This window comes from Roseobacter phycocola, from assembly GCF_042055075.2.
GTDB lineage: Bacteria > Pseudomonadota > Alphaproteobacteria > Rhodobacterales > Rhodobacteraceae > Roseobacter.
This window is the reverse complement of sequence record NZ_CP194010.1, coordinates 1,221,398-1,243,837: the sequence shown is the minus strand read 5'-3', so window position 1 is coordinate 1,243,837 and position 22,440 is coordinate 1,221,398. Positions and strand designations below refer to the sequence as shown.

Sequence of the window (22,440 nt, the reverse complement as noted above, 5' to 3'; positions counted from 1 at the left end):
AATCAGCCAGCCCGGCAGGTCGCTGCGGGCTGGTTTTTTTCGCCGGGTGCGCTGAACGGTACGACGCGTCCTGAATTGCGCGGGCTGCTCATGCGTTCCGTCCGTCGCAGCGCGTCTGCAAGCGACGCACCTGCATTCTCCACAACAAGGCGCGGATTGTGCGCGCGCCGCAGTGACGACTGAACTTCCATGTCGAACTGGACCAGATCACCCGCGTCAAAGAACGGTTCTGCACTCAGGACCTGATCTTTTGAATTCAGAAATGCGAGATCACCCTGATCCTCGCACCAGATGACGGCTTTCCCGTCAGATGAATCGCTCCACAGCACAACCCCAAGCATAGTACAAAGCCTATTCTGTTTTTTTTCCAACTTATGGTAGCAAGAAGTTAACGTCAGCGCCCACGATAAAAACACCACCGTACGCTTGGAATTTGTGTCGCGCTGGATTACGGTTGACACAGTTACGAACGATAGTTGACGCTGTTTCGCGTCAACAGATTAACTGGTTCAGGATTTCTGCACGGCCGTTTCACATAGTGAAATGATGCCTTTTAAGGACGCACATGACTGCGACAACCCGAACCCCTGCCCAGCTGCGCAACATGTTTGGCGCAAATCTGCGGATTCTGGCGGCAGAATACCCTTCTATTTCAGCGCTCTCCCGTGAGCTCGGTATCAACCGGACCCAGTTCAACCGGTATCTGAGCGGTGAGAGCTTTCCCCGCCCCGATGTCCTGTCCCGGATCTGCGAGTTCTTTGGCGTCGACGCACGCGTCCTGCTTGAGCCTGTCGAGGAAATTTCATCTGACGCCGCGTCGGCAGCCGGTCCCTGGCTGCGGGACTTCATGGGGGACACCGTACGGCACATCCCGGAAGAAACTCTGCCCAGCGGGTTTTACCATTTCTCCCGACGCAGTTTTGTGCGCGAAGGCGAATTCGTCAGAGGTCTCACCTTTGTTCAGCGGGTCGGCAATGACACATATATGCGGGGATATGAACCCAAGATGGCACTTGCCATGCAGGGCATTCCGGCCAGCCCGTCCGCCCGCGAGTTCAGGGGCTTCGTGCTGCGCATCGAAGAAGGGGTCGGCTTCATTGTCACCCGGCGCAACGGGATGACAGGCTCCTTCAACTACCTCGCTCAGGTGACATCCTTTCAGAATAACTTCTGGGTAGGGTATGTTGCCCGCACTGTGCGCGAGACATCCTCCAGCACGCGCATGACGCGTCTTGTGTACGAGCACATTGGCAATGACTGGCCGATGGTCATGGAGATTGCACGCGGCGCCGGGTTCTGTGGCTTTGACAGCCTTCCCCCCTTCCATCAGCGTCTGCTGCAACCGGATGATCCTTTCCGCTGAGCGACGCTTTTTATGTCGCCTCGGGGAAACTCTGGTCGTTTTGACGGTCGCAATCCGGTGTGTTTGGCGTAACGTTTCGTCATCACGCTGAGGAATTCTGCCATGGACCGTCCCGTCACAGACCTGTCTGCCGTTCGCCGTCCCATTTCTGACGCCAACGGCCTGCCCAACGAACACTACACGGATCAGAGCGTTTTTAATGAGGAAAAACAGTCTCTTCTGTTCGACAGCTGGTCCGGCCTGGCGGTTACTGCACAGGTTCCGGAGGCCGGTGACGCGGTCCCGATAACGTTTCTGGGGATGCCGTTGCTGCTGGTGCGGGATCGTTCAGGCAGTGTCCGGGTATTCCAGAACATCTGTCGTCACCGCGGCATGATCCTTGTCGAGGAGCCACGCCGCATCGAAGGTGCGATCCGGTGCCCCTATCACAGCTGGTGCTATTCCACTGATGGCCGGCTGGTCAGTACTCCGCATGTGGGCGGTCCAGGTCAGAATACCCATGAAGGCATTGACCGTGCGCTGCTGGGCCTTATCGAAGTGCGCAGCCACGTCTGGATGGGTGTCGTCTGGATCAATGTATCGGGTACCGCGCCCGAGTTTCAGGACGCCAACGCGGCGCTCCTTGAGCGCTGGCGGGAGTTTGATCTTCCGCTGTTCCACGGTGGCGGGCAAAGCGCTTTCACACTTGAAGTAAACTGTAACTGGAAGCTCGCGGTCGAGAACTACTGCGAGAGCTACCACCTCCCCTGGGTACATCCTGGCCTCAACAGCTATTCGCGGCTGGAAGACCACTACCATATTGAAAATGCGGGGCGATATTCGGGTCAGGGCACGCTAGTCTACCGTCAGCTGACTGGTGACAATGGCGAAACCTTCCCGGATTTCGATGGTCTGAGCGACAAATGGGATACCGCTGCTGAATACATCACCGCTTTTCCCAACGTGCTGCTTGGCGTGCACCGGGACCATACGTTTGCGATCATCCTGCAGCCCGAAGGGCCCGAGCGCACACTGGAGCATGTGCACCTCTATTACGCGCAGCCGGATACGGATGAGGCGCTGCGCACTGCGAACGCAGCATTGTGGAAAACAGTTTTTGCCGAAGATGTCTTTGTCGTCGAGGGCATGCAGCGGGGACGGCATGCGGTTTCCTTTGATGGTGGGCGGTTTTCTCCTGTGATGGACAGCCCGACGCATCTCTTTCACGACTGGGTTGCTGCGCGGCTGGAAAGCACACGCGCTGCGTCAAAGGCTGCGGAATGACGTCACTGGATGCGCAGCTGCTTGATGCGCATGACAGAAACGATACTGAGGCACTGGTCGGGCTTTATGTCAGGGCTGCCGACGCATCAGCGGATGATGAAGCCATCGGGTTCTATCTGACGCATGCCTACGTATATGCGCTCGAAACCGGGCACCCTGACGGCCCCGCCCTGCGGGCCCGGCTTGTGGAGCTGGGCCGCGAAGAGCCTCTTCAGGACCCGTCAGACAGCTGGGTATAAAGATGCCATGACGCATGGCCCAACACAGGCAGCGCGACCAGAAGCCCCAGGAACCACGGCACCAGTGCGGCGAATGTGATGACCGCAACCAGCGCAGCCCAGATCAGCATCACAACCGGCGCGCTGCTCACCGCCCGGAAGCTGTTGATCATTGCGGTGATGAAATCCACCTCCCGGTCCAGCAGCATGGGCAGACCAATGACGGCAATCGAAAAGATCAGGACCGCGAAAACGGCTCCGACGCCCGTGCCAAAGAGCAGCATCATGATGCCGTTCGGCGTGAGGAACACCTCATAAGACGATGATATATTTGTCATTGTTGATAGCCCCAGAAAGAGCGCAAAGATCATGTGGCCCAGAAAGAACCAGAACATGAAGATCACCACCATCATCGTGCAGAGTGATGGAAGCTGTCTCAGACGCTGTTGCCAGATGATCCCGAAGACGGCCGCCGGAGTGACCGGCAAACCCGCTTCCAGCCTGCGCGAGATTTCATAAAGTCCTACGGCGGCAAACGGCCCCAGCAGCGGGAACCCGATGGCCGCAAGCACCAGCCAGAATGTGTGGCCCGTCTGCAGCGTAATCAGGGTCATCAGCCACCCGGCGAGAACGTAGAAGCCTCCGAAAATGAGGCCATAAACAGGATGCCGCCGGAAATCGCCGAAGCCGGCCTTGAGTGCTGTTCCGATATCATCAAGTCGCGCGGGGCGCATCTCGGGTGCGCCGGGTTTGATGTCCTGTGATGTTGCGTCGCTCATACTGATTCCCCCCGGAGCATATCTGCAACTTTACACCATCGCGGGCCGTTTCCCTGGCCAATCTGTTGCTTTGTGCCAGGCCTGGGCGATCTGCAGCAAATAGCTGTCGCTATCCTGCGGGCCGATCAGCTGCAGCCCCATGGGCATCCCATCAGGCCCGAAACCCGCCGGAACACTTACCGCGGGCAGCCCCGCCAGGCTGGGAGGCACAACCACCTGCATCCACCGGTGATAGGTGTCCATTTCGTGACCGGCGATCGACGTGGGGTGCGTCAGCTCCGCGTCAAACGGCCAGACCTGAGCCGTGGGCAGCGCCAGAACATCATGTTTCCCGAACAACTGTGTCGCAGAGCGAAACCAGTCAGACCGGATTCCGCTGGCCGCGTAGATTTCACGCGGCGACAGCGAAAGCCCGGTCTCAATTTCGTGGATCATTGCCTCTTTCAACAGGGGACGCAGCGCCGGATCCTCGTATTTGTCCTGGTGCCGCATAGCAACAAGCCAGGCGCGCAGACGCGTCCAGCTGGTCCAGAGTGCGTCAGAACTGAACAGATCACGCACCGGTTCGACCAGCCACCCCATGGCCTGCATCGTACCAAGCGCCGCCTCGCAGGTCTCAAGCACCCCCTGCTCCATCGGCAGCGCGCCGCCCCAGTCACTGAGCCAGCCAATGCGGGGTGGTCGGACCAGGTCATCAATCCCCGGCAGTGACACGTCTGCCCCACGCGCAAACGGCACCCGGGGGTCGGCGCCTGACATCGTATCCAGCAGCGCCGCCAGGTCCGAAGGCGTGCGCGCCATCGGACCATCTGTGGCCAGCGTGCTGACAAAGACGTCATCCGCGTCCGCATCCGGCACCAGCCCCCAGGTCGGCCGCATGCCGTAAACATTGTTCCAGCCGGCAGGATTGCGCAGCGAGCCCATCATGTCTGAGCCGTCCGCCACGCTGAGCATACCGGTCGCCAGGGCCACCGCCGCGCCGCCGGAAGACCCGCCTGCTGAGCGGAACAGATCATAAGGGTTGCGTGTCGTGCCGAACACCGGGTTGTGTGTGTGACTGCCCAGTCCGAATTCGGGCGCATTGGTCTTGCCGATGATGATGGCCCCGGCGGCACGAATTCTTGCGACGAACAGATCATCCTGAGAGGCAACCTGACCGGCGAAAACCGGGGAGCCGCTGGTCGCAGACAAGCCCTTCGCCTGGGCCAGTTCTTTGATGGCAATGGGGATACCATGCAGCCAGCCACGTCGCGGGCTCTGATCAGCCGCGCGGGCCTCACGCAGCAGATCATCAGCAGGTCGCAGCGAAATGATGGCGTTTACCTGATCGTTGACCGCCGCGATGCGGGCCAGTGTCGACCGCATCAGGCTCTCAGCCGTCAGTTTTCCGGATGCAATGTCCGCACTCAGATCAAGGGCCGGTCTGAAGGAATGATCCTCCATCACGCCGCCCCGGGATCAGCTGCCCTGCGCTTCCGCGCGGGACTTGCCCGACACGTCCAGCGCCAGCGTCGCTGCCATCAGACCATCCAGATCACCATCCAGAACACCCTTGGTGTCCGACGTTTCAAAGCTGGTACGCAGGTCTTTGACCATCTGATAGGGTTGCAGAACATATGATCGGATCTGGTTGCCCCACCCGGCATCACCCTTGTTCTCATGCGCTTCGTTGATGGCCGCATTGCGCCGGTCCAGTTCCAGCTGGTAGAGCCGCGATTTCAGCGCTTTCATCGCGATGTCCCGGTTCTGGTGCTGCGACTTCTCAGAGCTGGTCACGACGATACCCGTCGGGTGGTGCGTTATCCGTACAGCCGAATCTGTGGTGTTCACGTGCTGACCGCCCGCACCAGAGGATCGGTAGGTATCGATGCGGATGTCCGCCGGGTTCACCTCGATATCGATGTTGTCATCGACCACCGGATACACCCAGACCGAACTGAAGGACGTATGGCGTTTGGCTGCGGAATCGTAAGGCGAGATGCGCACCAGACGATGAACGCCGCTTTCCGATTTCAGCCAGCCGTATGCATTCACACCACTGATCTTATAGGTCGCGGATTTGATCCCGGCTTCATCACCGGCGCTTTCCGCCTGAAGCTCTACTTTGTATCCCTTTTTCTCCGCCCAGCGGACATACATCCGCGCGAGCATGGACGCCCAGTCACAGCTTTCTGTACCGCCGGCACCGGCGTTGATCTCTAGGAACGTGTCATTGCCATCCGCCTCACCATCAAGGAGCGCTTCCAGCTCTTTCTGGGCGGCTTTTTCGGCCAGGGCATGCAATGCCTGCTCTGCATCGCCGACGACCTCTTCGTCTTCCTCCATCTCCCCCAGTTCAATGAGTTCGATGTTGTCAGTCATATCCTGGCGGATACTTTCATAGGTCTCCATGGCGTCGACCAGCATCTGGCGGTCGCGCATCAGCTTTTGTGCCGCTTCCGGATCATCCCAGAGGTTCGGATCCTCAACACGCGCGTTGAATTCCTCGAGCCTGTGGGGTGCGGTCTCCACGTCGAGACGCTGCGCCAGAAGCTCAAGCGATTTTTCAATTTTTTCAACGGTATTCTGTGCGTCTGCGCGCATTGCGTTCCTGCCTCAGCCAATCTCTGCCCGTTGATAAACCAGCGCCTGGGCAGCGGCAAGCGCTGCGCGTGTCAATAAAGACCGCCGGAGCTGACCGTCCCGAAGCCGGCATTCGGCCCGACGGTTACCGTATCGCCGGTTGAGGTGGTGACCTGCTGTGTCCGCTGGTTCTGGCCAACTTCCTCAAAGAGCGGAAGATCGGCACCCATGGCGAAACCACCATCATACATGATCCCAAAGACCGGCTCCTCGCCCGCGCGGAAATACTCGGCCACAACGGCCTCGCCCTGAGCGTCATCATTCAGGCGCGCACCGGTGAACCGGTCGATCTTGATGAAACGGCCACCTGGGGGAATTTCGAAATCGCCACCGCCATATTTCTGTGTCGCCTTTTCCATAAAGCGCTGGAATACCGGGCCACACATACCGCCACCCGACGCCCCGCGCCCCAGACCGCTGGGCTGGTCATAGCCGATGTAGCAGCCCGCGACGATGTTGCTGGTGAAACCAACAAACCAGACATCCTTGGCGTCATTCGTGGTGCCTGTTTTGCCTGCCGTCGGGACCGGTAGGTTCACCGTGCGTGCCGCCGTACCGCGGTCGACAACGCCGCGCATCATTGATGTCAGCTGATAGGCGGTCACCGGGTCCATGACACGTTCACGGTTGGATATGATTTTGGGCGCGACACCCGCCGTCAGCTCAGGTTTCTCGCAGTCAAAGCAATAGCGGTCATCGTGACGATAGATGGTTTTGCCATAACGGTCCTGGACGCGGTCCACCAGCGTCGGCGTCACCCGTTCGCCCCCGTTGGCAAACATCGCATAGGCTGCAACCATCTGATAAAGCGTCGTTTCCTCGGACCCCAGGGCATTTGCCAGGAAGGTGCCCATATTGTCATAGACGCCAAAGCGTTCGGCATAATCGGCCACGACATCCATACCAACTTCCTGTGCCAGACGGATGGTCATCAGGTTCCGCGAGCGTTCGATGCCTGTGCGCAGGGGTGTCGGGCCGTAGAATTCGTTGGACGCATTGCGCGGCCGCCACAGGCCCTGGGGCGTATCAATCTCGATCGGCGCATCCACCACGATGGTTGCAGGTGAATAGCCGCTGTCGAGCGCGGACGCATAGACGAAAGGTTTAAAACTGGAGCCCGGCTGGCGTTTAGCCTGCGTGGCGCGATTAAATACACTGGACTGATAGGAAAAGCCGCCCTGCATCGAGATCACACGGCCCGTGTTGACGTCCATCGCCACAAAAGCACCCTGCACTTTCGGCACCTGGCGCAGCGACCAGCGCACAAAAGTGCCGTCTTCGTCGGAAATAATCGCGCGCACATGCACCACATCCCCCACGTCGAGCAGATCACCGGCGGCGTCGGCTTTGGGCCCGGTCTGGCCGTCAATGGACCGTTTGCGCGCCCATGTCACATCCCGGGCAGCAATGAAGTGGCCCTCTGCATCTTCCTCAACGCCTTCGATCCCGATACGCGCATTGCCACCGCCGACCGACAGAACAACAGCCGGATACCAGGGGCCGTCGAGTTCAATGTCACGGGCAATTTCCACATCACTCAGGGCCGCGCGCCAGTCCGCTTCAGACGTCAGACGCTCCGGGTCGATCTTGTTGGTCGCCTCACGCCAGATACCCTGCTTGCGGTCGTAATCCTCAAGCTGGCGACGGAGGGATTCCGCGGCGACTGGCTGCAGCTCCTGGTCGATCGTCGCCCGTACTGTCAGACCACCAGTGAAAAACTCGCCCTCGCCGAAATCCTCGCTCAGCTGACGGCGGATTTCATCCGTGAAATAGTCGCGTGGCGGCAGAACCGATTTGAAGCTCTCAAAATCACCGTTCTGCACCGACCGCAGTGGTGCTGCGCGTTCTGTCTCGTAAGCCGCAGTCGAAATGTAGCCGTTCTCCATCATCTCGCGCAGGACAAAGTTCCGGCGCGCGAGCAGCCGGTCCTTCTGGCGCACGGGATGGTAATCGCTTGGCGCTTTCGGCAGCGACGCAAGGAACGCCGCTTCATGTGGTTCCAGATCCACCAGCGGTTTGTTGAAATACGTCTGCGACGCAGCGGCCACACCATATGAGTTCTGACCGAGGAAAATCTCGTTGAGATAGAGCTCCAGGATTTTCTCCTTGCTCAGGGTTTCCTCAAGGCGCGCTGCAAGGATGATCTCCTTGATTTTCCGCTCCGCCCGCCGGTCGCCGGACAGCAGGAAGTTCTTCATCACCTGTTGCGTGATGGTCGATGCGCCGCGCAGGTCCTGACCGCGCGACCGCACGGCGTCAACACCAGCTGCCGCAATACCACGCAGGTCGTACCCGTCATGTTCGTAGAAATTCTTGTCTTCGGCAGAGATAAAAGCCTGTTTGATCAGATCAGGGATGGTGTCAGCCGGCGCGAACAACCGCCGCTCTGTGGCAAACTCGTCGATGATCTGTCCCTGGCCGGAATAAATCCGGCTGATTGTTGGCGGCGAATATTGTGCTAGCGACTCGTGGCTCGGCAGGTCGCGGCCATAGACCCAGAAAATCGCGCCAATCGTCAGAACCACCATGCCAAAGGCCATGGTGATGGTGGTGAAAATGCCACCAAAGAAGGACAGGATGAACCGGATCACTGTTTGACTCACTTTTCAGGGCTGCGCACTCCGGCTGTTATACCGGTCACGGCGGAAATCGTCAAAAGCCCGGCGGCGGGCACACGCGCAAAAGTTACTGCCGCAACAGAGTTCTGCGCGCTTCGTCTTCCATATGCCAGGCCAGCAGACCTGAAACAAGACCAGCCACCATCTGACTGCGCCATTCCGACCGCCGCAGGTTATCCAGATCACGTTGACTGGAAAGAAAGCCGACCTCGACCAGCACCGAAGGGACATCGGCCAATTTCAGCACCGAAAAGCCTGCTTTGCGCAACGGATGGCGGTTCATCGGCCCGCCCGCCTCATCCATGCCGGTGACCAGTGACCGGGCCAGCGCTGCGGTCCTCGGTGCGGTTTCACGCCGCGCAATATCCAGCAGAACGCCCGCGACGACATCGTCAGCGCCCGTCAGATCGACGCCCGCAAGAATATCTGCGCGGTTATGACGCGCTGCCAGCAGGGCCGTTGCCTTATCGCTCGCCTCTTCGGACAGGGTGTAGACTGTTGCGCCCTGCGCGCCGCCATCGGCCAGCGCGTCAGCATGCAGCGACACAAAAGCATCTGCTTCCACCTGCTGCGCCAAAGCAACGCGTGCCTGCAACGAGACGAACACATCGCTTTGCCGTGTCAGTACCGCGTGCACCAGACCGGTGGCTTCGAGTGCTGCCTTCAGCTCGCGCGCCATATCCAGCATCAGAACCTTTTCAGACAGCCCTTCGCGTTCCGCACCAGGATCAATGCCACCGTGACCGGGATCAATGGCCACCACCATCAGGTCATCATCGGTGCGCTTCCGGGGCGGGACAACCGGTTCCTGCGCCCAGAGCGCCGTCGCCGGAATGCCGGACGCTTCGGCAAAGGCACCCGGCGATACCGGCTCAAGAACAAGGGACAGCACCGCTTTTCCAGAGCTGTCATCAATGCGCATACCTGTTTCTGCAGGCAAAAGCGGCGCATCAAGGTCTGCAACCAGCCGCGACCAGCCGGGGCGGAAAACGCCGCTGCGCAGACCACTTATTGCGGCACTCTGCTGAACCATCGTTTCTGCGGGAATGGCTTCGGTGTTCAGGCCCCTGAAATCAACCACCAGGCGCGGTGGAGCGTCGAGCGTGAAAACACGAAAAGGGACGCCGTGGCTCAGCGAAAGCGTCATCACAGCGCCGCCGCCGCGCATGTCGGCCGCGCTGCTCTCGCCGGGATTTACCATCGCTGCCTCCTCCGCTGATGCGGAAAAACACAGCGCCACGGTCAGCGCCGCCGCCATCGCCAGAATTCGGATCATCTGCTGCTCTGCCTTTTTTCAGGCAGTTTATCCGATCATCCCCGGCGTGTGAATCCCCGTCAGCGCCGCTGCATAAAGGTTTTGAGACGCTCCAGCCCCTGGGCAATATCCGCCGTCGAGCGCGCATAGGAAAAGCGCAGGGTTTGGTTGCCCCGCGCCTGATCAAAATCCAGACCCGGCGTGACGGCGACACCCGCCTCGCGCAGAATTTCCGCCGCAAACGCACGGCTGTCCTCCGTCAGATCGGAGACATCTGCGTAGACATAAAAGGCGCCATCCGGCGGCGCGATATTCGTGAAACCTGCGGCCGGCAATCCGTCCAGCATCAGCCTGCGGTTTGCGCGATAGACCTCCATGTTGGCTTCCAGCTCGTCGGTCGCATCCATCGCTGCAAGCGCTGCAATCTGGCTGGCATGCGGCGCACAGATGAACATATTCTGGGCAATCCGCTCAACCACCCGCACATGATCCTCAGGTACAACCATCCAGCCAACCCGCCAGCCGGTCATGGAAAAATACTTGGAAAACGAGTTGATGACATAGGCGTCGTCTGTGATTTCGAGGGCGGTCACAGCCTTCGCCTCATATTCGATCCCGTGATAGATTTCATCTGAGATAAACGAAGCGCCCTGCTCCGCTGTCGCCTGCACGAGCGCCTGCATCGCCGGCCGGTCCAGCATCGTGCCCGTCGGGTTTGCCGGTGAAGCAACCATAAGACCCGCGAGGTTCTGACCGGCGAAATCCGCAGGCACCGGCTGCAGCCGGTTTTCCGGTGCCGTTTCCAGATCAACGGGGACGAGATCGAGCGCCCGGAGAATCTGGCGATAACTGGGATACCCCGGCGCGCCGATGCCGACACGGTCACCGGTATCGAAAAGCGCCGTGAAGGCGAGCAGAAATCCGCCGGACGATCCGGGCGTGATCACGACACGGGCAGGATCCAGATCCACGTTGTACCAGTCGCCATACATCCGTGCGATCCGCGCGCGCAGTGCCGGCAGCCCCAGCGCCACTGTATACCCCAGCGGCCCTGCCTGCATCGCAGCCGTCAGAGCCTCGGCAGCCGCCTTCGGCGCACCGGTTCCCGGCTGTCCCACTTCCATGTGGATAATGTGCCGGCCCGCCTCTTCCGCCTGCCGCGCGGCTTCCATGACATCCATCACAATAAATGGATCGACCGAAGAACGCCTTGAAACCCGCATCTATTCGCTCCTTATTGGGTGCATGATCTTTCATCGCGTATTCCGCCTGGCGTCAATCCCGCTGATGCTGCTCTGGATGGCAGCAGCACCGCTGCACGCCCAGGGGTTGCTGCGCGATTCCGACATTGAATACGGGTTGAAACAGCTGGCCACTCCGGTGCTGTCAGCGGCAGGGCTAAACCCGAACCGGGTCAAGATCCTGGTGGTGAATTCCAGTTCACTGAATGCCTTCGTGGTCGGGAATGACGCGATCTTTGTGCACTACGGCCTGATCAACCGCATGAAAAATGCGCCGATGCTCCAGGCGGTACTGGCCCATGAGGCGGCACATATCGCAAATGGGCACATCGTGCGGCGCATGGGCAACCTGGCCAGCGCGCGCACAGCATCCGGACTGGGGCTGGCTCTGGCCGCTGTTGCGGCGGCGACAACGGGCAGCGGCGCGGCCGCCAGCGGGATCGCCATCGGCACACAATCATCTGCGCAGAGACAGTTTTTCAAACACACCCGCGCCGAGGAAGCATCGGCGGACCAGTCGGGTATCCGGTTTCTGAAATCCGCAGGTATCCGGCCCTCCGGCATGTCGGAGGTTCTGGAGATTTTCAGCGGTCAGGACCTGTTGTCTGAAACCCGGCAGGACCCCTACCTGCGCAGCCACCCACTGTCGCGGGACCGGTTACGCGCGGTCAAAGGTTTTGTCGCCGCCTACGGCGATGACGGCAAAGACGATCCGATCGCCGCGTATTGGTTCGAGAGGGTGAAGGGGAAGCTCAGCGCTTATACCCGCGCGCCGAAATGGACGCTGCGACGCCTGAAAGAAACCCCCTACCCGGACGTCCGCCTCCTGCGTGAAGCGGTGGCAGAGCATCGGCAATCCCGGACAAAACAGGCACTGAGCGCCATAGACAAGGCGATTGCCCGGCGCCCCAACGATCCCTTTCTTCATGAGCAGCGCGGACAGATCCTGTTCGAGACCCGGAACTTTCAGGCAGCCACTGCCGCGTATGCCCGGGCTGTGAAACTGGCGCCCAATGATGCGCTCATCCTCTCCGGTTATGGCCGCGCCCTGCTCGTGCAGGATGATGTGAGGGGCGCGAAGCGCGCGCTGGAAAAAGCACGGTCCATCGATTTCCGGGACGGATCCATGATGCGCGATCTTTCGGTCGCCTACGCACGCAATGGTGAACAGGGAATGGCTGCGCTGATCACCGCGGAACGCTATGCTCTGTCGGGACGCATGAAGGATGCGGGCATCCATGCCAAACGCGCGGCGGGGCTTCTGCCTGCAGGTTCAGGTCCACGGCAGCGCGCTGACGATGTACTTAATGCGGCCCAACGCGCCGCGAAACGGAGATAATAATGTTGAGGAAACTTCTTTTGTCAGCGGCATTGGCTTTCGGTGCCCTTGCCGCTCCGGCGCAGGCTCTGGATCTGAATGCTATGTCGGATGCGGAGCGTGACGCTTTTGGCAATCAGGTCCGCGAGTACCTGATGGAAAACCCTGAAGTCATTATGGAAGCCGTACGCGCGCTCGAAGCACGCCAGGCGGAGGCTCAGGCCGAGGCAGATGTGGCACTGGTCGCCGATAACGCGGATGCGCTGTTTGACGATGGTTTTTCCTATGTCGGCGGCAACCCGGACGGAGATATCGTGCTGGTTGAGTTCATGGACTACCGCTGCGGCTTCTGCAAACGGGCCTTCGGTGAAGTTGAGAAGCTGCTCGAATCCGACGGGAACATCCGGTTCGTGGTGAAGGAATTCCCGATCCTCGGCGAACAATCAGTTCTGGCGTCACGGTTTGCCATTGCCACGCAGATGGTGGCCGGCGACGAGGCCTATAAGGCTGTTCATGACGCACTCATGTCCTTTAACGGCGACATCACACTGGCGTCGCTGCGCAGGCTGGCGGATACCTATGGCGTCGACACTGCAGCAGTCGAAGCGAAAATGGATAATGAAGAGGTGACCGACCGGATCCGGTCCACCCGTGCCCTCGCACAGCAGCTTCAGATCACCGGCACGCCCACTTTCGTTCTGCAGGACGAGTTGCTGCGCGGCTACCTGCCGTTCGATCAGCTTCAGACAATCGTTGAAGACAAACGCAGCTGACGCGCTCTACTCAGCAGCATCTGCAAGGGCGGCCGCATCAAGCTCGGCCGCCTTTTTTTCGACCTGCTCAACGATATGATCCACCATTTCCGCGTTGTCCATTTTATGACTTTGCTTGCCCGCCAGGTAGACCATGCCTGATCCGGCACCGCCGCCCGTAAAGCCCACATCGGTCATCAGCGCTTCACCCGGTCCATTTACGACACAGCCGATGATCGACAGGCTCATCGGGGTTTTGATATGTTCGAGACGCTTTTCCAGTGTCTCGACAGTTTTGATCACGTCAAATCCCTGGCGTGCGCAGCTTGGGCAGCTGATGATGTTGACGCCACGATGCCTGAGGCCCAGAGATTTGAGGATTTCATAGCCGACCTTCACTTCTTCAACCGGGTCCGCAGACAGGCTCACACGGATCGTGTCACCAATCCCCATCCACAGCAGATTGCCAAGACCAATGGCCGACTTGATCGTTCCGGAAACGAGACCACCGGCTTCTGTGATCCCAAGATGAATGGGCGCGTCCGTGGCTTCCGCAAGCTGCTGATAGGCGGCGGCTGCCATGAAAACATCAGAGGCTTTGCAGCTGATCTTGAACTCATGGAAATCATTTTCCTGCAGGATTTTGATATGATCCAACCCGCTTTCGACCATCGCGTCGGGACAGGGTTCACCGTATTTTTCCAACAGATGTTTTTCCAGGCTGCCCGCGTTCACCCCGATGCGGATAGAACAATTGTGGTCCCGGGCTGCTTTGATGACCTCGCGAACGCGTTTTTCATCACCAATGTTGCCGGGGTTGATCCGCAGACAGGCAGCACCCGCTTCGGCGGCTTCAATGCCCCTTTTGTAGTGGAAATGAATGTCCGCCACGATCGGGACCGACACTTCGGGCACAATTTCACGCAGCGCTTTCGAGGAGGCTTCGTCCGGAACAGAAACACGTACAATGTCAGCGCCGGCCTCGGTGGCCGCGTTAATCTGTGCTATCGTAGCGGCAACATCTGTCGTCAGCGTGTTGGTCATCGTCTGCACGCTGATGGGTGCATCCCCACCGACCGGAACATTGCCCACCATGATCTGGCGTGACGTGCGACGGTAGATGTTGCGCCATGGACGTACGTGATTGAGTGACATTCAGAGCCCCCGGGGAATTCCTGTATGTCAGTCAAAATAGACACCACAGGCGCTGCCCGCAATGGCCGTCTGAACCTGATGGCGTTTATTCCGTCGCGGGTTCGACCGGGGTCTGCAGTTCAACGACAGTTGTGGCCAGCGCTTCATCTGCGGACAGATCCGCTACGCTGTAGGCCGCTTTCAGCGAGTCGACATCCAGTGCAAGGTTGGACGTCACAACGCCTGTCTGCCCCACCGGACCGTAGTACTCTCCGCTCAGCGCAAAGTAGATGGCACCGCTTTCACCGGTCCGCAGCACAGGTGGGTTCTCGCTTTTCGGTGCATCCCAGACATCGCCCGGCTCCATGATCGTCTCAAAGATCACACTGCCATCTGCAGCCTGGACGCGCACCCAGGAGGGGCGCACGGCGACCATACGCAGCGCAGGGCCAGGGTCCTTGGACACCTGAGGTACCGGGAAATCAGCAACACTGTCCGCAATGGCTGTATCGATTGAAGCAAACACACGATCCGGGGCTGGTTCCGGGCGCGGTGGTTCAGCAAAATTGCCAATGGAGCGTGGATCAATCGTTGAGATCGGCGCGTCACGCGCCACGAGAACAGGTACGTCCAGCGTTTGCGGGCGGTAGAGACGCTCCAGCGCGTCCGCACGTGACTGATCCATGCCGTCAGGCAACGCCGTTTCTGAGCCGCCTTCCGGGCTTGCAGTCAGCACACCGTCCAGAGGGTCCAGATCAGACAGCACAACCGGCGTCTGATCAACAGGCGCCACCTGCACACGCTGAACTTCCTGCAGAACAGACCATCCACCGAATCCAATGCCGCCGATCAGGGCCAGCAGCACGAGGGACGATCCGATCGCACCTGGTTCTATCCGGGAGATAAAGCTTTCCCCGGCCGGAACAAATGGCGTTCCGGGTTTATTGAAGATGTCGCCGTCATAGACCCGCGATGCTTTGTCCGTGCGCGGCGTCTTGCGCACAACGGACGCTGCCGCAGACATGCCATGTGCGACGGAAAACCCGCTTTCCTTACAGAACGTATCAAAGACCTCGTCCGGGTTCATGCCAAGGTAGCGCGCATAACTGCGCACATAACCCGCAATAAAACCGGGTGTGTCGAAGGCGTCGGGATCGCAGTCTTCAATTGCAGCGATGTAGGAAGCTTTGATGCGGAGTTCGCGCTGGACGTCGAGCAGGGATTTCCCCATGGTCGCGCGTTCACCGCGCATGACATCGCCAAGGCGCAGTTCAAAGTCGTCGAACCCGCGCTGTTCGACCACCTCATCAACACTCTTTGAGTGCTTACGCCCAATCATACGACTGCCCCGTCTTCCCCATATCTGCCTGACGCCTGCGCCGGATTAAGAATCGTCCCCACGATTCGTACCCGGCTTGTTGTTTAGGTCAGGTTAACACAAGCCAAATCCAATTACATCAGGAGCTTGCTTACCCGGCATGTTCGGCGCGATTTAGCGCACAATGTGACCAAAGTCCGTCCATTGCGCGCACAAGCGCATCCATTTCCGGCGCTCCGTGTACAGGAGATGGCGTGAAACGCAACCGTTCCGTACCGCGCGGAACCGTCGGAAAATTGATAGGCTGCACGTAGATGCCATGGTCATCCAGCAGCATATCGCTGAGCATCTTGGTATGCACCGGATCACCGACCATCACCGGTACAATGTGGCTGCCATGATCAATGATCGGCAGGCCCAGCCCCTTCAGCCGCATCTTGAGAATCCGCGCCTGTGTCTGATGTGCCTCACGCAATTCCGGGGCACGTTTCAGAAAGGCGACTGATGCCGCCGCACCCGCGGCAACTGCGGGCGGAAGAGACGTCGTAAATATGAACCCCGGCGCGTAAGATCTTATGGCATCACACATTTTTTCGGATGCAGCAATGTACCCACCCATCACACCATAGGCCTTCGCAAGGGTGCCGTTGATGATGTCCAGGCGATGCATCAGACGGTCACGCTCTGCCACACCGGCACCACGCGCACCGTACATACCAACCGCATGAACTTCGTCGATATAAGTCAGTGCACCGAACTCATCTGCCAGGTCGCAGATCTCTTCGATCGGTCCGAAATCACCATCCATCGAATAGATCGATTCAAAGGCGATGATCTTTGGAGCGGCGGGATCATCCGCCTCCAGCAACTCGCGCAGATGCGCAACATCGTTGTGCCGGAAAATCCGCTTCGCACCACCATTGCGGCGCACACCTTCGATCATGGATGCGTGGTTCAGCGCGTCAGAATAAATGATCAGGCCCGGAAAAAGACGGGGCAGCGTGGAAAGCGTCGCATCGTTGGCAATATAGGCGGAGGTGAACAGCAGTGCTGATTCTTTGCCGTGCAGGTCGGCCAGCTCGGCCTCCAAGCGCTTGTGATATACCGTTGTGCCGGAAATGTTACGCGTGCCGCCGGAGCCTGCACCGGTCGCGTCCAGCGCTTCGTGCATGGCTTCGAGCACAACCGGATGCTGACCCATGCCCAGATAGTCATTTCCGCACCACACAGTAATGTTCTGGCGCGTGCCGTCAGGGCGGGTGCGCACAGCATGGGGGAACTGACCATTGGACCGTTCAATATCGATAAAGGTCCTGTAGCGTCCCTCGTCATGCAGGCGGGCAATGGCCTGATCCAGTTGGTCTTCGTAATCCACCCGGCGGGTCTCCTCAGATCGGGGTACAGACATACCCCGTGTACAGTTCTTAGAACAATTATAGATCGCGCGTGCGATGATCAACATCTCTAGGGCGCACACCATGTCGCAGCCTTGATCTGGATCAAGCCCGCTGGTGGCGCAGTGCGACCGCTCTGCTGGACACGGCAGCACGGGCTGGTAGGGTCGCGGCAATCAGGTTTAGGAGTACCCCAAATGTCGCTGGACGCCGTTCTTTCCCGTATCGATTCTGACTTGCCGGAGGCGCTGGAAAGACTGCGCGCTCTGCTGCGCATTCCGTCGATTTCCACCGATCCGGCCTTTGCAGATGACTGCGACACTGCTGCTGACTGGCTTGTTGCAGAACTGCAGGGCCTCGGCATTGCGGCTGAGAAACGCACAACGCCCGGCCATCCGATGGTTGTCGGCCATGCCGACGGGCCCGGCCCGCACCTGCTGTTTTACGGCCACTACGACGTTCAACCCGTTGATCCGCTTGATCTTTGGGACAACGATCCGTTTGATCCACAACTGGAAGACACGCCGAAAGGCAAAGTGATCCGTGGTCGCGGTTCCTCGGATGACAAAGGCCAGCTGATGACCTTTGTCGAAGCCTGCCGCGCATGGATCGCGGAAGAAGGCGCCCTGCCCTGTAAGATCACCTTCTTTTTTGAGGGCGAAGAAGAAAGCGGGTCGCCGTCACTTGTGCCATTCATGGAAGAAAACGCGGAAGAGCTGAAATCCGATCTGGCGCTGATCTGTGATACAGGGCTCTTTGAAAGCGGCACACCGGCCATTGTGACCATGCTGCGCGGACTGCTGGGTGAAGAGATCACAATTACGGGACCGGAGCTCGATCTGCACTCCGGGATGTACGGTGGTGTGGCGATGAACCCGGTCCGTGTGCTGTCGCGCATCATCGCGGCCCTGCATGATGACACCGGGCGCATCACTGTGCCCGGGTTTTACGATGGCGTGCCGGAACTTTCTGACGAACTGGAAGCGCAATGGCAGGGCCTCGCCTTTGACCATGCGGCCTTTCTGGGCGACGTTGGCCTGTCGGACCCCGCCGGTGAACAGGACAGAACACCCCTGGAAATGATCTGGTCCCGCCCGACCTGCGAGGTCAATGGTATCTGGGGCGGATACACCGGTGACGGCTTTAAAACCGTGCTGCCGTCTGAGGCACACGCCAAAATCAGTTTCCGGCTGGTGGGCACCCAGGACCCGCTCGCGATCCGCGAGAATTTCCGCCAGATGGTACGCGACATGCTGCCGCCGGACTGCAAGGTCAGCTTTGGCGGTCACGGGGCCAGCGGTGCGTCACAGACGGAAACCAGCGACCCCGCTTTTGAGGCCGCCCGTCAGGCGCTGACAGACGAATGGCAGGTGCCTGCGGCCTATGTGGGCTGCGGCGGCTCCATTCCGATTGCCGGGCATTTCCAGGATATTCTGGGCACCACCCCGATGCTGATCGGCTTTGGAAAGGATGACGATGCACTTCATTCACCCAATGAAAAATACGATCTTGAGAGTTTCCACAAGGGAACACGCAGCTGGGCACGTATCCTTGCTGCCCTGAGCTGAGCCTGTGATACCGGGTTTTTCAGCCACTACGGTCGATTGCGGCGGCCTGGATATACAGGTCGCCACAGGCGGCTCAGGGCCCGCGCTGCTTTTGTTGCACGGCTTCCCGCAGACACACGCGATGTGGCACGCGGTTGGACCTGCTCTCGCCCGGAACTTCACGGTCTATGCACCGGACCTGCGCGGGTACGGGGCCAGCGGCAAACCGCCCGGCACCGAGCCCTATTCGTTCCGGCATATGGCTGCGGATCAGATTGCGTTGCTTGACCACTTCGGGATCGACAGATGCCATGTCGTGGGCCATGATCGTGGCGGCCGGGTGGCGCACCGGCTGGCGCTTGATGCACCGGATCTGGTCCAAACTCTGACCGTCATGGATATCGTGCCCACGCACCTGCTGCTGGACCAGCTTTCGCAGCAGGTGGCAGCGGCCTATTACCACTGGTTCTTCCTGGCGCAGCCGGACCCGTTTCCCGAAACCATGATCGGGCATGACCCGGACGCTTTTTTTGAAAGCTGCCTGCTGGGCTGGGGCGCAGCAAGGCTGTCGGACTTTGATCCGGCGGCCCTGGAGGCATACAGGACAGCCTGGCGGGACCCGGAGGCGATCCGCGGTATGTGCGCCGATTACCGGGCAGCTCTTCAGATCGATTTCGATCTGGATGCCGCCGATCTGGACCGGCAGGTCACCTGCCCGTCCCTTGTTCTGTTCGGGGCTGATGGAGCGATGGCGAAATCCTATGATGTTCCGGGTACCTGGGCGGACAGATTGTCAAACATGACCCACGGTGCCGTTCCGGGCGGACATTTCTTTGTTGATCAGCACCCGGACGCCACCACGGAAGCCCTGCTGGCCTTTTTGAACAGGCACCGCTGAAGCGCTGCTGACTGCACCTTTCTGCGCCGGAACAGAAATTGTGTTAACGTTACGTCATCCAAAACCAAAAAACTGAAGGGACAGACGATGTTTGCACGCGTAACACACTACAAAATGAAAGCCGATGCGGTGGTGCCTGCCACCGCGTTACTTGAACAGCTGAAGCCACAGATCATGGCACTGCCCGGCATGATCCGTTTCGTGAACATGATGAACGCCGATGGCAGCGGATGTGTTGTGTCGCTTGTAGAAAGCGAAGAGGCCTCCAACGCCAATGCTGACAAAGTCGCCCAGCTGTGGGCCGCATTTGGCGACCATCTGGAAAGCGCACCTTCGGCTCAGGGGTTTGATGTGATTGCGGACTGGGCGGGCTGACTGCGCGAAACACTCATCTGAAAAAGCAAAAGGCCCCCGTTACCGGAGGCCTTTTATGCAGCGGTGGCGCGGTTGACGGGGCTCGAACCCGCGACCCCCGGCGTGACAGGCCGGTACTCTAACCAACTGAGCTACAACCGCCCACTGCCCGCTTCCTGCGAAGCGTTCCGTTCTACTATTGCGCCCTCCCGGTCGCGTCAAGCAGCCTTTGACAAGAAATTTTATTTTTCTGCATGCGCCCTGTTTTTTCAGGCGATCAGTCCGGCAGAGGTATGAACTCATCGTCATCTCCGGGCGGCAGCTGAAAGCGTCCATGCGCCCAGTCGCCCGCCCGCCAGGCCTCTTTCGCCGCATCAATCCGCTCGCGCGAGGACGCGACGAAATTCCACCATATGTGACGTGATCCGTTCAGCGTGGCACCCCCCAGCAGCATCAGACGTGCGCCCGCTGCCCCAGCCCGCAAGGATATGCGGTCACCAGGGCGGAACACCATCATCTGTCCGGCGTCAAACGTGTCACCAGCAACAGTGACGGATCCGGTGACCACATAAACTCCGCGGTCCTCATGGTCATCCGGCAGGGGAATCTGCGCGTCAGGCTGCAGGACAGCATCCGCGTAGAAAATCTCGGAGAAGGTCCGCACGGGCGCCTTTTCTCCCCAGGCATTCCCGAGGATCAGGCGCACTTCCTTGCCCTCACCTTCCATGAATGGCAGCGTATCCTTCGGAGCGTGCTCAAAAGCCGCCGGACTGTCTTCGTGCTCTTCGGGCAATGCGACCCAGGTCTGAATACCAAAGAGGCTGTGCGGCTTCTCACGGATCTCTCCGTCGGTACGTTCGGAATGCGTGATCCCGTGCCCTGCCACCATCCAGTTCACCGCACCCGGCTCAATCCACTGATCGGTCCCGAGGCTGTCGCGGTGATGTATAGTGCCCTTGTAGAGGTAGGTCACTGTCGCCAGCCCGATATGCGGATGCGGCCGCACGTCTATGCCTTTGCCGGTCAGAAATTCCGCAGGGCCCATCTGGTCAAAAAAAATGAAGGGGCCAACCATCTGCCGTTTGGGTGCGGGCAGAGCACGCCGGACTTCGAAGCCGCCAAGGTCCCGCGCACGCGGCACGATGATCGTGTCAATCGCATCAACAGCGTCACCAACGGGACAATCCGGATCAAGTACAGGGTTCCAGCTCACATCGACCTCCTCAGCCAGGGTACGACAAAAGGATAATGCGCCGTGCGCACGCTTCAATCAGGGAATCTGTCACATTTTGCGCAGGCTCTGTGCGGCCTTGTCGAAGGCAGCCCTGTCAGAAATCCGCCTGGAGGTCATGTCCAGCCGCGCGGCCATATGGATGATTTCCGAGACTTCGTCGGCGCTTTGATCCAGAGCCATTTCGAACGCCGCATATTCCAGGTAGCAGGACGCCAGCAGCATCGCGATCTGGACACGTTCCGGCTTCGACAATTCATCAAGCGCGCCCAGCGACGCCTGAAGGTCCACAACCTTTGAAGGAATTTTCGTCGTCGGCTCAGTCATATCGTGTCGGCCCTAAAAATATGGAGACACAGGCTCTGAGCACTACACCCATCACGCTGACGCCCGCTCGCTGGCACCACGAAATATTCAGTTTTCACAAACGGTTCTGAGGGGACCCTTCTCTGGTGCTCTGAGTACGTGGCCGCGGTTGCGAAACCGAGTATTCACAGGCCAAAATTCGCCGATATTGTAACAATTGTCAACCATAGCGGGATTGTACACGACACATTGCACCGCCAGGGTAGAAATCGGAGACTCAGCTGTCGCCGGGAAACAACTGCACAACGTCAGCCCCGGAGGGCGCTGCATCCGCCGCATTTCGGCGGCCGCTCAGGCGTGCGGACAGGTTGACCATTTCGCCAACCGTTTCGCTGCTGACGCGACCGGCCAGTTCAAATGCGCCGTATTCGACCAGCCGCGCGGCCATGCGCAGTGCGCGTTCCCCCCGCTGGTCGGCCGGCAGATCGTTGAGTTTGCTCAGAATTTTATTCAGATCAGCTTCGCTGTCCGAAGATTTACGTTTTTCGGGAACATCCATCCCCGTCTTATCGCAGAACAAAGCGCACCCCTTTCAAGAACCGAATGGCCCTCACACAGAAACGATCACGCGATCCCCTTCCCGTGCACCGGCCGCACCCACCCGACGCGGTCTGACGACAGAATAAGCAGAAACACTGAGTCGTAACAGAGAGATAATGGTGGGTCGTGAGAGGCTCGAACTCCCGACATCTTCGGTGTAAACGAAGCGCTCTACCAACTGAGCTAACGACCCGGTGGTGGCGGTTTAGCCAAACTGAAAGAGGTCTTC

General features: G+C 59.3%; 21 protein-coding genes and 2 tRNA genes. 8 read left to right on the top strand and 15 right to left on the bottom strand.

Annotated elements, in window-relative coordinates; translation table 11 throughout:
• Positions 1 to 2: 2 nt before the first annotated feature.
• Positions 3 to 341: a hypothetical protein gene (locus tag AB4K19_RS06165; RefSeq protein WP_436399338.1), complete on the bottom strand. Its 339-nt coding sequence runs from the start codon at positions 339 to 341 to the stop codon at positions 3 to 5.
• Positions 342 to 565: 224 nt separating this feature from the next.
• On the opposite strand from AB4K19_RS06165, the gene AB4K19_RS06160 reads away from it, so the two are divergent.
• The 3 genes from AB4K19_RS06160 (at position 566) to AB4K19_RS06150 (ending at position 2,865) form a co-directional block, all read left to right on the top strand.
• Complete coding sequence (locus tag AB4K19_RS06160; RefSeq protein ID WP_436399337.1) at positions 566 to 1,363, top strand: helix-turn-helix domain-containing protein; 798 nt, start codon at positions 566 to 568, stop codon at positions 1,361 to 1,363.
• Between the two features lie 102 nt (positions 1,364 to 1,465).
• Entirely contained in the window at positions 1,466 to 2,626 is a 1,161-nt protein-coding gene (locus tag AB4K19_RS06155; RefSeq protein WP_375227569.1) for an aromatic ring-hydroxylating oxygenase subunit alpha, read from the top strand.
• A complete protein-coding gene (locus AB4K19_RS06150) occupies positions 2,623 to 2,865 on the top strand; it encodes a hypothetical protein (protein WP_375227568.1) in 243 nt (80 codons plus the stop codon). The genes AB4K19_RS06155 and AB4K19_RS06150 overlap by 4 nt, the downstream gene beginning before the upstream one ends.
• On the opposite strand, the gene AB4K19_RS06145 is transcribed toward AB4K19_RS06150, so the two are convergent.
• The 6 genes from AB4K19_RS06145 to AB4K19_RS06120 form a co-directional block, all read right to left on the bottom strand.
• The gene (locus tag AB4K19_RS06145) at positions 2,838 to 3,623 is read right to left on the bottom strand and encodes a DUF2189 domain-containing protein (RefSeq protein WP_436399336.1); all 786 of its coding nucleotides are present in this window, start codon (positions 3,621 to 3,623) and stop codon (positions 2,838 to 2,840) included. The two genes, AB4K19_RS06150 and AB4K19_RS06145, sit on opposite strands and share 28 nt — an antisense overlap.
• Positions 3,624 to 3,653: 30 nt before the next feature.
• Positions 3,654 to 5,066 carry an amidase gene (locus AB4K19_RS06140; protein ID WP_436399335.1) on the bottom strand — a complete coding sequence of 471 codons (1,413 nt, stop codon included), beginning with the start codon at positions 5,064 to 5,066 and terminating at the stop codon, positions 3,654 to 3,656.
• 15 nt (positions 5,067 to 5,081) lie between these two features.
• A complete protein-coding gene (gene prfB, locus AB4K19_RS06135) occupies positions 5,082 to 6,206 on the bottom strand; it encodes a peptide chain release factor 2 (protein ID WP_375227565.1) in 1,125 nt (374 codons plus the stop codon).
• 71 nt (positions 6,207 to 6,277) lie between these two features.
• Positions 6,278 to 8,836, bottom strand: a complete 2,559-nt coding sequence (locus AB4K19_RS06130) for a penicillin-binding protein 1A (RefSeq protein WP_375227564.1) — start codon at positions 8,834 to 8,836, stop codon at positions 6,278 to 6,280.
• Between the two features lie 94 nt (positions 8,837 to 8,930).
• Positions 8,931 to 10,139: an N-acetylmuramoyl-L-alanine amidase gene (locus AB4K19_RS06125; RefSeq protein ID WP_375227563.1), complete on the bottom strand. Its 1,209-nt coding sequence runs from the start codon at positions 10,137 to 10,139 to the stop codon at positions 8,931 to 8,933.
• A gap of 59 nt (positions 10,140 to 10,198) precedes the next feature.
• Positions 10,199 to 11,341, bottom strand: a complete 1,143-nt coding sequence (locus tag AB4K19_RS06120; protein ID WP_375227562.1) for a pyridoxal phosphate-dependent aminotransferase — start codon at positions 11,339 to 11,341, stop codon at positions 10,199 to 10,201.
• A gap of 22 nt (positions 11,342 to 11,363) precedes the next feature.
• Between AB4K19_RS06120 and AB4K19_RS06115 the strand changes: the two genes are divergently transcribed.
• Both AB4K19_RS06115 and AB4K19_RS06110 read left to right on the top strand, forming a co-directional pair.
• A complete protein-coding gene (locus tag AB4K19_RS06115; protein ID WP_436399334.1) occupies positions 11,364 to 12,698 on the top strand; it encodes a M48 family metalloprotease in 1,335 nt (444 codons plus the stop codon).
• Between the two features lie 2 nt (positions 12,699 to 12,700).
• A complete protein-coding gene (locus AB4K19_RS06110; RefSeq protein WP_375227560.1) occupies positions 12,701 to 13,450 on the top strand; it encodes a DsbA family protein in 750 nt (249 codons plus the stop codon).
• Between the two features lie 6 nt (positions 13,451 to 13,456).
• On the opposite strand, the gene ispG is transcribed toward AB4K19_RS06110, so the two are convergent.
• From ispG to hemA, 3 genes are all read right to left on the bottom strand, one after another.
• Entirely contained in the window at positions 13,457 to 14,584 is a 1,128-nt protein-coding gene (gene ispG, locus AB4K19_RS06105; protein WP_436399333.1) for a flavodoxin-dependent (E)-4-hydroxy-3-methylbut-2-enyl-diphosphate synthase, read from the bottom strand.
• An 85-nt stretch (positions 14,585 to 14,669) separates the two neighbouring features.
• Entirely contained in the window at positions 14,670 to 15,902 is a 1,233-nt protein-coding gene (locus tag AB4K19_RS06100) for a helix-turn-helix domain-containing protein (RefSeq protein WP_375227558.1), read from the bottom strand.
• Between the two features lie 130 nt (positions 15,903 to 16,032).
• Entirely contained in the window at positions 16,033 to 17,256 is a 1,224-nt protein-coding gene (gene hemA, locus AB4K19_RS06095) for a 5-aminolevulinate synthase (RefSeq protein WP_375227557.1), read from the bottom strand.
• A gap of 216 nt (positions 17,257 to 17,472) precedes the next feature.
• Between hemA and AB4K19_RS06090 the strand changes: the two genes are divergently transcribed.
• The 3 genes from AB4K19_RS06090 to AB4K19_RS06080 all read left to right on the top strand — a co-directional run bounded on the left by AB4K19_RS06090 (position 17,473) and on the right by AB4K19_RS06080 (position 20,095).
• A complete protein-coding gene (locus AB4K19_RS06090) occupies positions 17,473 to 18,843 on the top strand; it encodes a M20/M25/M40 family metallo-hydrolase (RefSeq protein ID WP_436399332.1) in 1,371 nt (456 codons plus the stop codon).
• Positions 18,844 to 18,964: 121 nt separating this feature from the next.
• Entirely contained in the window at positions 18,965 to 19,720 is a 756-nt protein-coding gene (locus AB4K19_RS06085) for an alpha/beta fold hydrolase (RefSeq protein ID WP_436399331.1), read from the top strand.
• An 87-nt stretch (positions 19,721 to 19,807) separates the two neighbouring features.
• Complete coding sequence (locus AB4K19_RS06080) at positions 19,808 to 20,095, top strand: hypothetical protein (protein WP_375227555.1); 288 nt, start codon at positions 19,808 to 19,810, stop codon at positions 20,093 to 20,095.
• A gap of 64 nt (positions 20,096 to 20,159) precedes the next feature.
• Here the strand turns inward: AB4K19_RS06080 and AB4K19_RS06075 are convergent.
• The 5 genes from AB4K19_RS06075 to AB4K19_RS06055 form a co-directional block, all read right to left on the bottom strand.
• Positions 20,160 to 20,236, bottom strand: a tRNA-Asp gene (locus AB4K19_RS06075).
• A 115-nt stretch (positions 20,237 to 20,351) separates the two neighbouring features.
• The gene (locus tag AB4K19_RS06070) at positions 20,352 to 21,287 is read right to left on the bottom strand and encodes a pirin family protein (protein WP_436399330.1); all 936 of its coding nucleotides are present in this window, start codon (positions 21,285 to 21,287) and stop codon (positions 20,352 to 20,354) included.
• A 69-nt stretch (positions 21,288 to 21,356) separates the two neighbouring features.
• Complete coding sequence (locus AB4K19_RS06065) at positions 21,357 to 21,632, bottom strand: hypothetical protein (protein WP_375227554.1); 276 nt, start codon at positions 21,630 to 21,632, stop codon at positions 21,357 to 21,359.
• A gap of 256 nt (positions 21,633 to 21,888) precedes the next feature.
• A complete protein-coding gene (locus tag AB4K19_RS06060; protein WP_436399329.1) occupies positions 21,889 to 22,170 on the bottom strand; it encodes a hypothetical protein in 282 nt (93 codons plus the stop codon).
• A gap of 158 nt (positions 22,171 to 22,328) precedes the next feature.
• Positions 22,329 to 22,404: transfer RNA gene (locus AB4K19_RS06055), tRNA-Val, on the bottom strand.
• Positions 22,405 to 22,440 lie beyond the last annotated feature (36 nt).

What these genes read in the sequence shown, in the direction of transcription:
- AB4K19_RS06080 (WP_375227555.1), top strand. Translation starts at nt 19,808, where the DNA reads ATGTTTGCACGCGTAACACACTACAAAATGAAAGCCGATGCGGTGGTG.
- AB4K19_RS06120 (WP_375227562.1), bottom strand. Translation starts at nt 11,341, where the DNA reads ATGCGGGTTTCAAGGCGTTCTTCGGTCGATCCATTTATTGTGATGGAT.
- prfB (WP_375227565.1), bottom strand. Translation starts at nt 6,206, where the DNA reads ATGCGCGCAGACGCACAGAATACCGTTGAAAAAATTGAAAAATCGCTT.
- AB4K19_RS06145 (WP_436399336.1), bottom strand. Translation starts at nt 3,623, where the DNA reads ATGAGCGACGCAACATCACAGGACATCAAACCCGGCGCACCCGAGATG.
- AB4K19_RS06060 (WP_436399329.1), bottom strand. Translation starts at nt 22,170, where the DNA reads ATGGATGTTCCCGAAAAACGTAAATCTTCGGACAGCGAAGCTGATCTG.
- AB4K19_RS06125 (WP_375227563.1), bottom strand. Translation starts at nt 10,139, where the DNA reads ATGATCCGAATTCTGGCGATGGCGGCGGCGCTGACCGTGGCGCTGTGT.
- AB4K19_RS06110 (WP_375227560.1), top strand. Translation starts at nt 12,701, where the DNA reads ATGTTGAGGAAACTTCTTTTGTCAGCGGCATTGGCTTTCGGTGCCCTT.
- AB4K19_RS06150 (WP_375227568.1), top strand. Translation starts at nt 2,623, where the DNA reads ATGACGTCACTGGATGCGCAGCTGCTTGATGCGCATGACAGAAACGAT.
- AB4K19_RS06155 (WP_375227569.1), top strand. Translation starts at nt 1,466, where the DNA reads ATGGACCGTCCCGTCACAGACCTGTCTGCCGTTCGCCGTCCCATTTCT.
- AB4K19_RS06100 (WP_375227558.1), bottom strand. Translation starts at nt 15,902, where the DNA reads ATGATTGGGCGTAAGCACTCAAAGAGTGTTGATGAGGTGGTCGAACAG.
- ispG (WP_436399333.1), bottom strand. Translation starts at nt 14,584, where the DNA reads ATGTCACTCAATCACGTACGTCCATGGCGCAACATCTACCGTCGCACG.
- AB4K19_RS06115 (WP_436399334.1), top strand. Translation starts at nt 11,364, where the DNA reads ATGATCTTTCATCGCGTATTCCGCCTGGCGTCAATCCCGCTGATGCTG.
- AB4K19_RS06165 (WP_436399338.1), bottom strand. Translation starts at nt 341, where the DNA reads ATGCTTGGGGTTGTGCTGTGGAGCGATTCATCTGACGGGAAAGCCGTC.
- AB4K19_RS06065 (WP_375227554.1), bottom strand. Translation starts at nt 21,632, where the DNA reads ATGACTGAGCCGACGACGAAAATTCCTTCAAAGGTTGTGGACCTTCAG.
- AB4K19_RS06085 (WP_436399331.1), top strand. Translation starts at nt 18,965, where the DNA reads ATGTGGCACGCGGTTGGACCTGCTCTCGCCCGGAACTTCACGGTCTAT.
- AB4K19_RS06140 (WP_436399335.1), bottom strand. Translation starts at nt 5,066, where the DNA reads ATGGAGGATCATTCCTTCAGACCGGCCCTTGATCTGAGTGCGGACATT.
- AB4K19_RS06160 (WP_436399337.1), top strand. Translation starts at nt 566, where the DNA reads ATGACTGCGACAACCCGAACCCCTGCCCAGCTGCGCAACATGTTTGGC.
- AB4K19_RS06090 (WP_436399332.1), top strand. Translation starts at nt 17,473, where the DNA reads ATGTCGCTGGACGCCGTTCTTTCCCGTATCGATTCTGACTTGCCGGAG.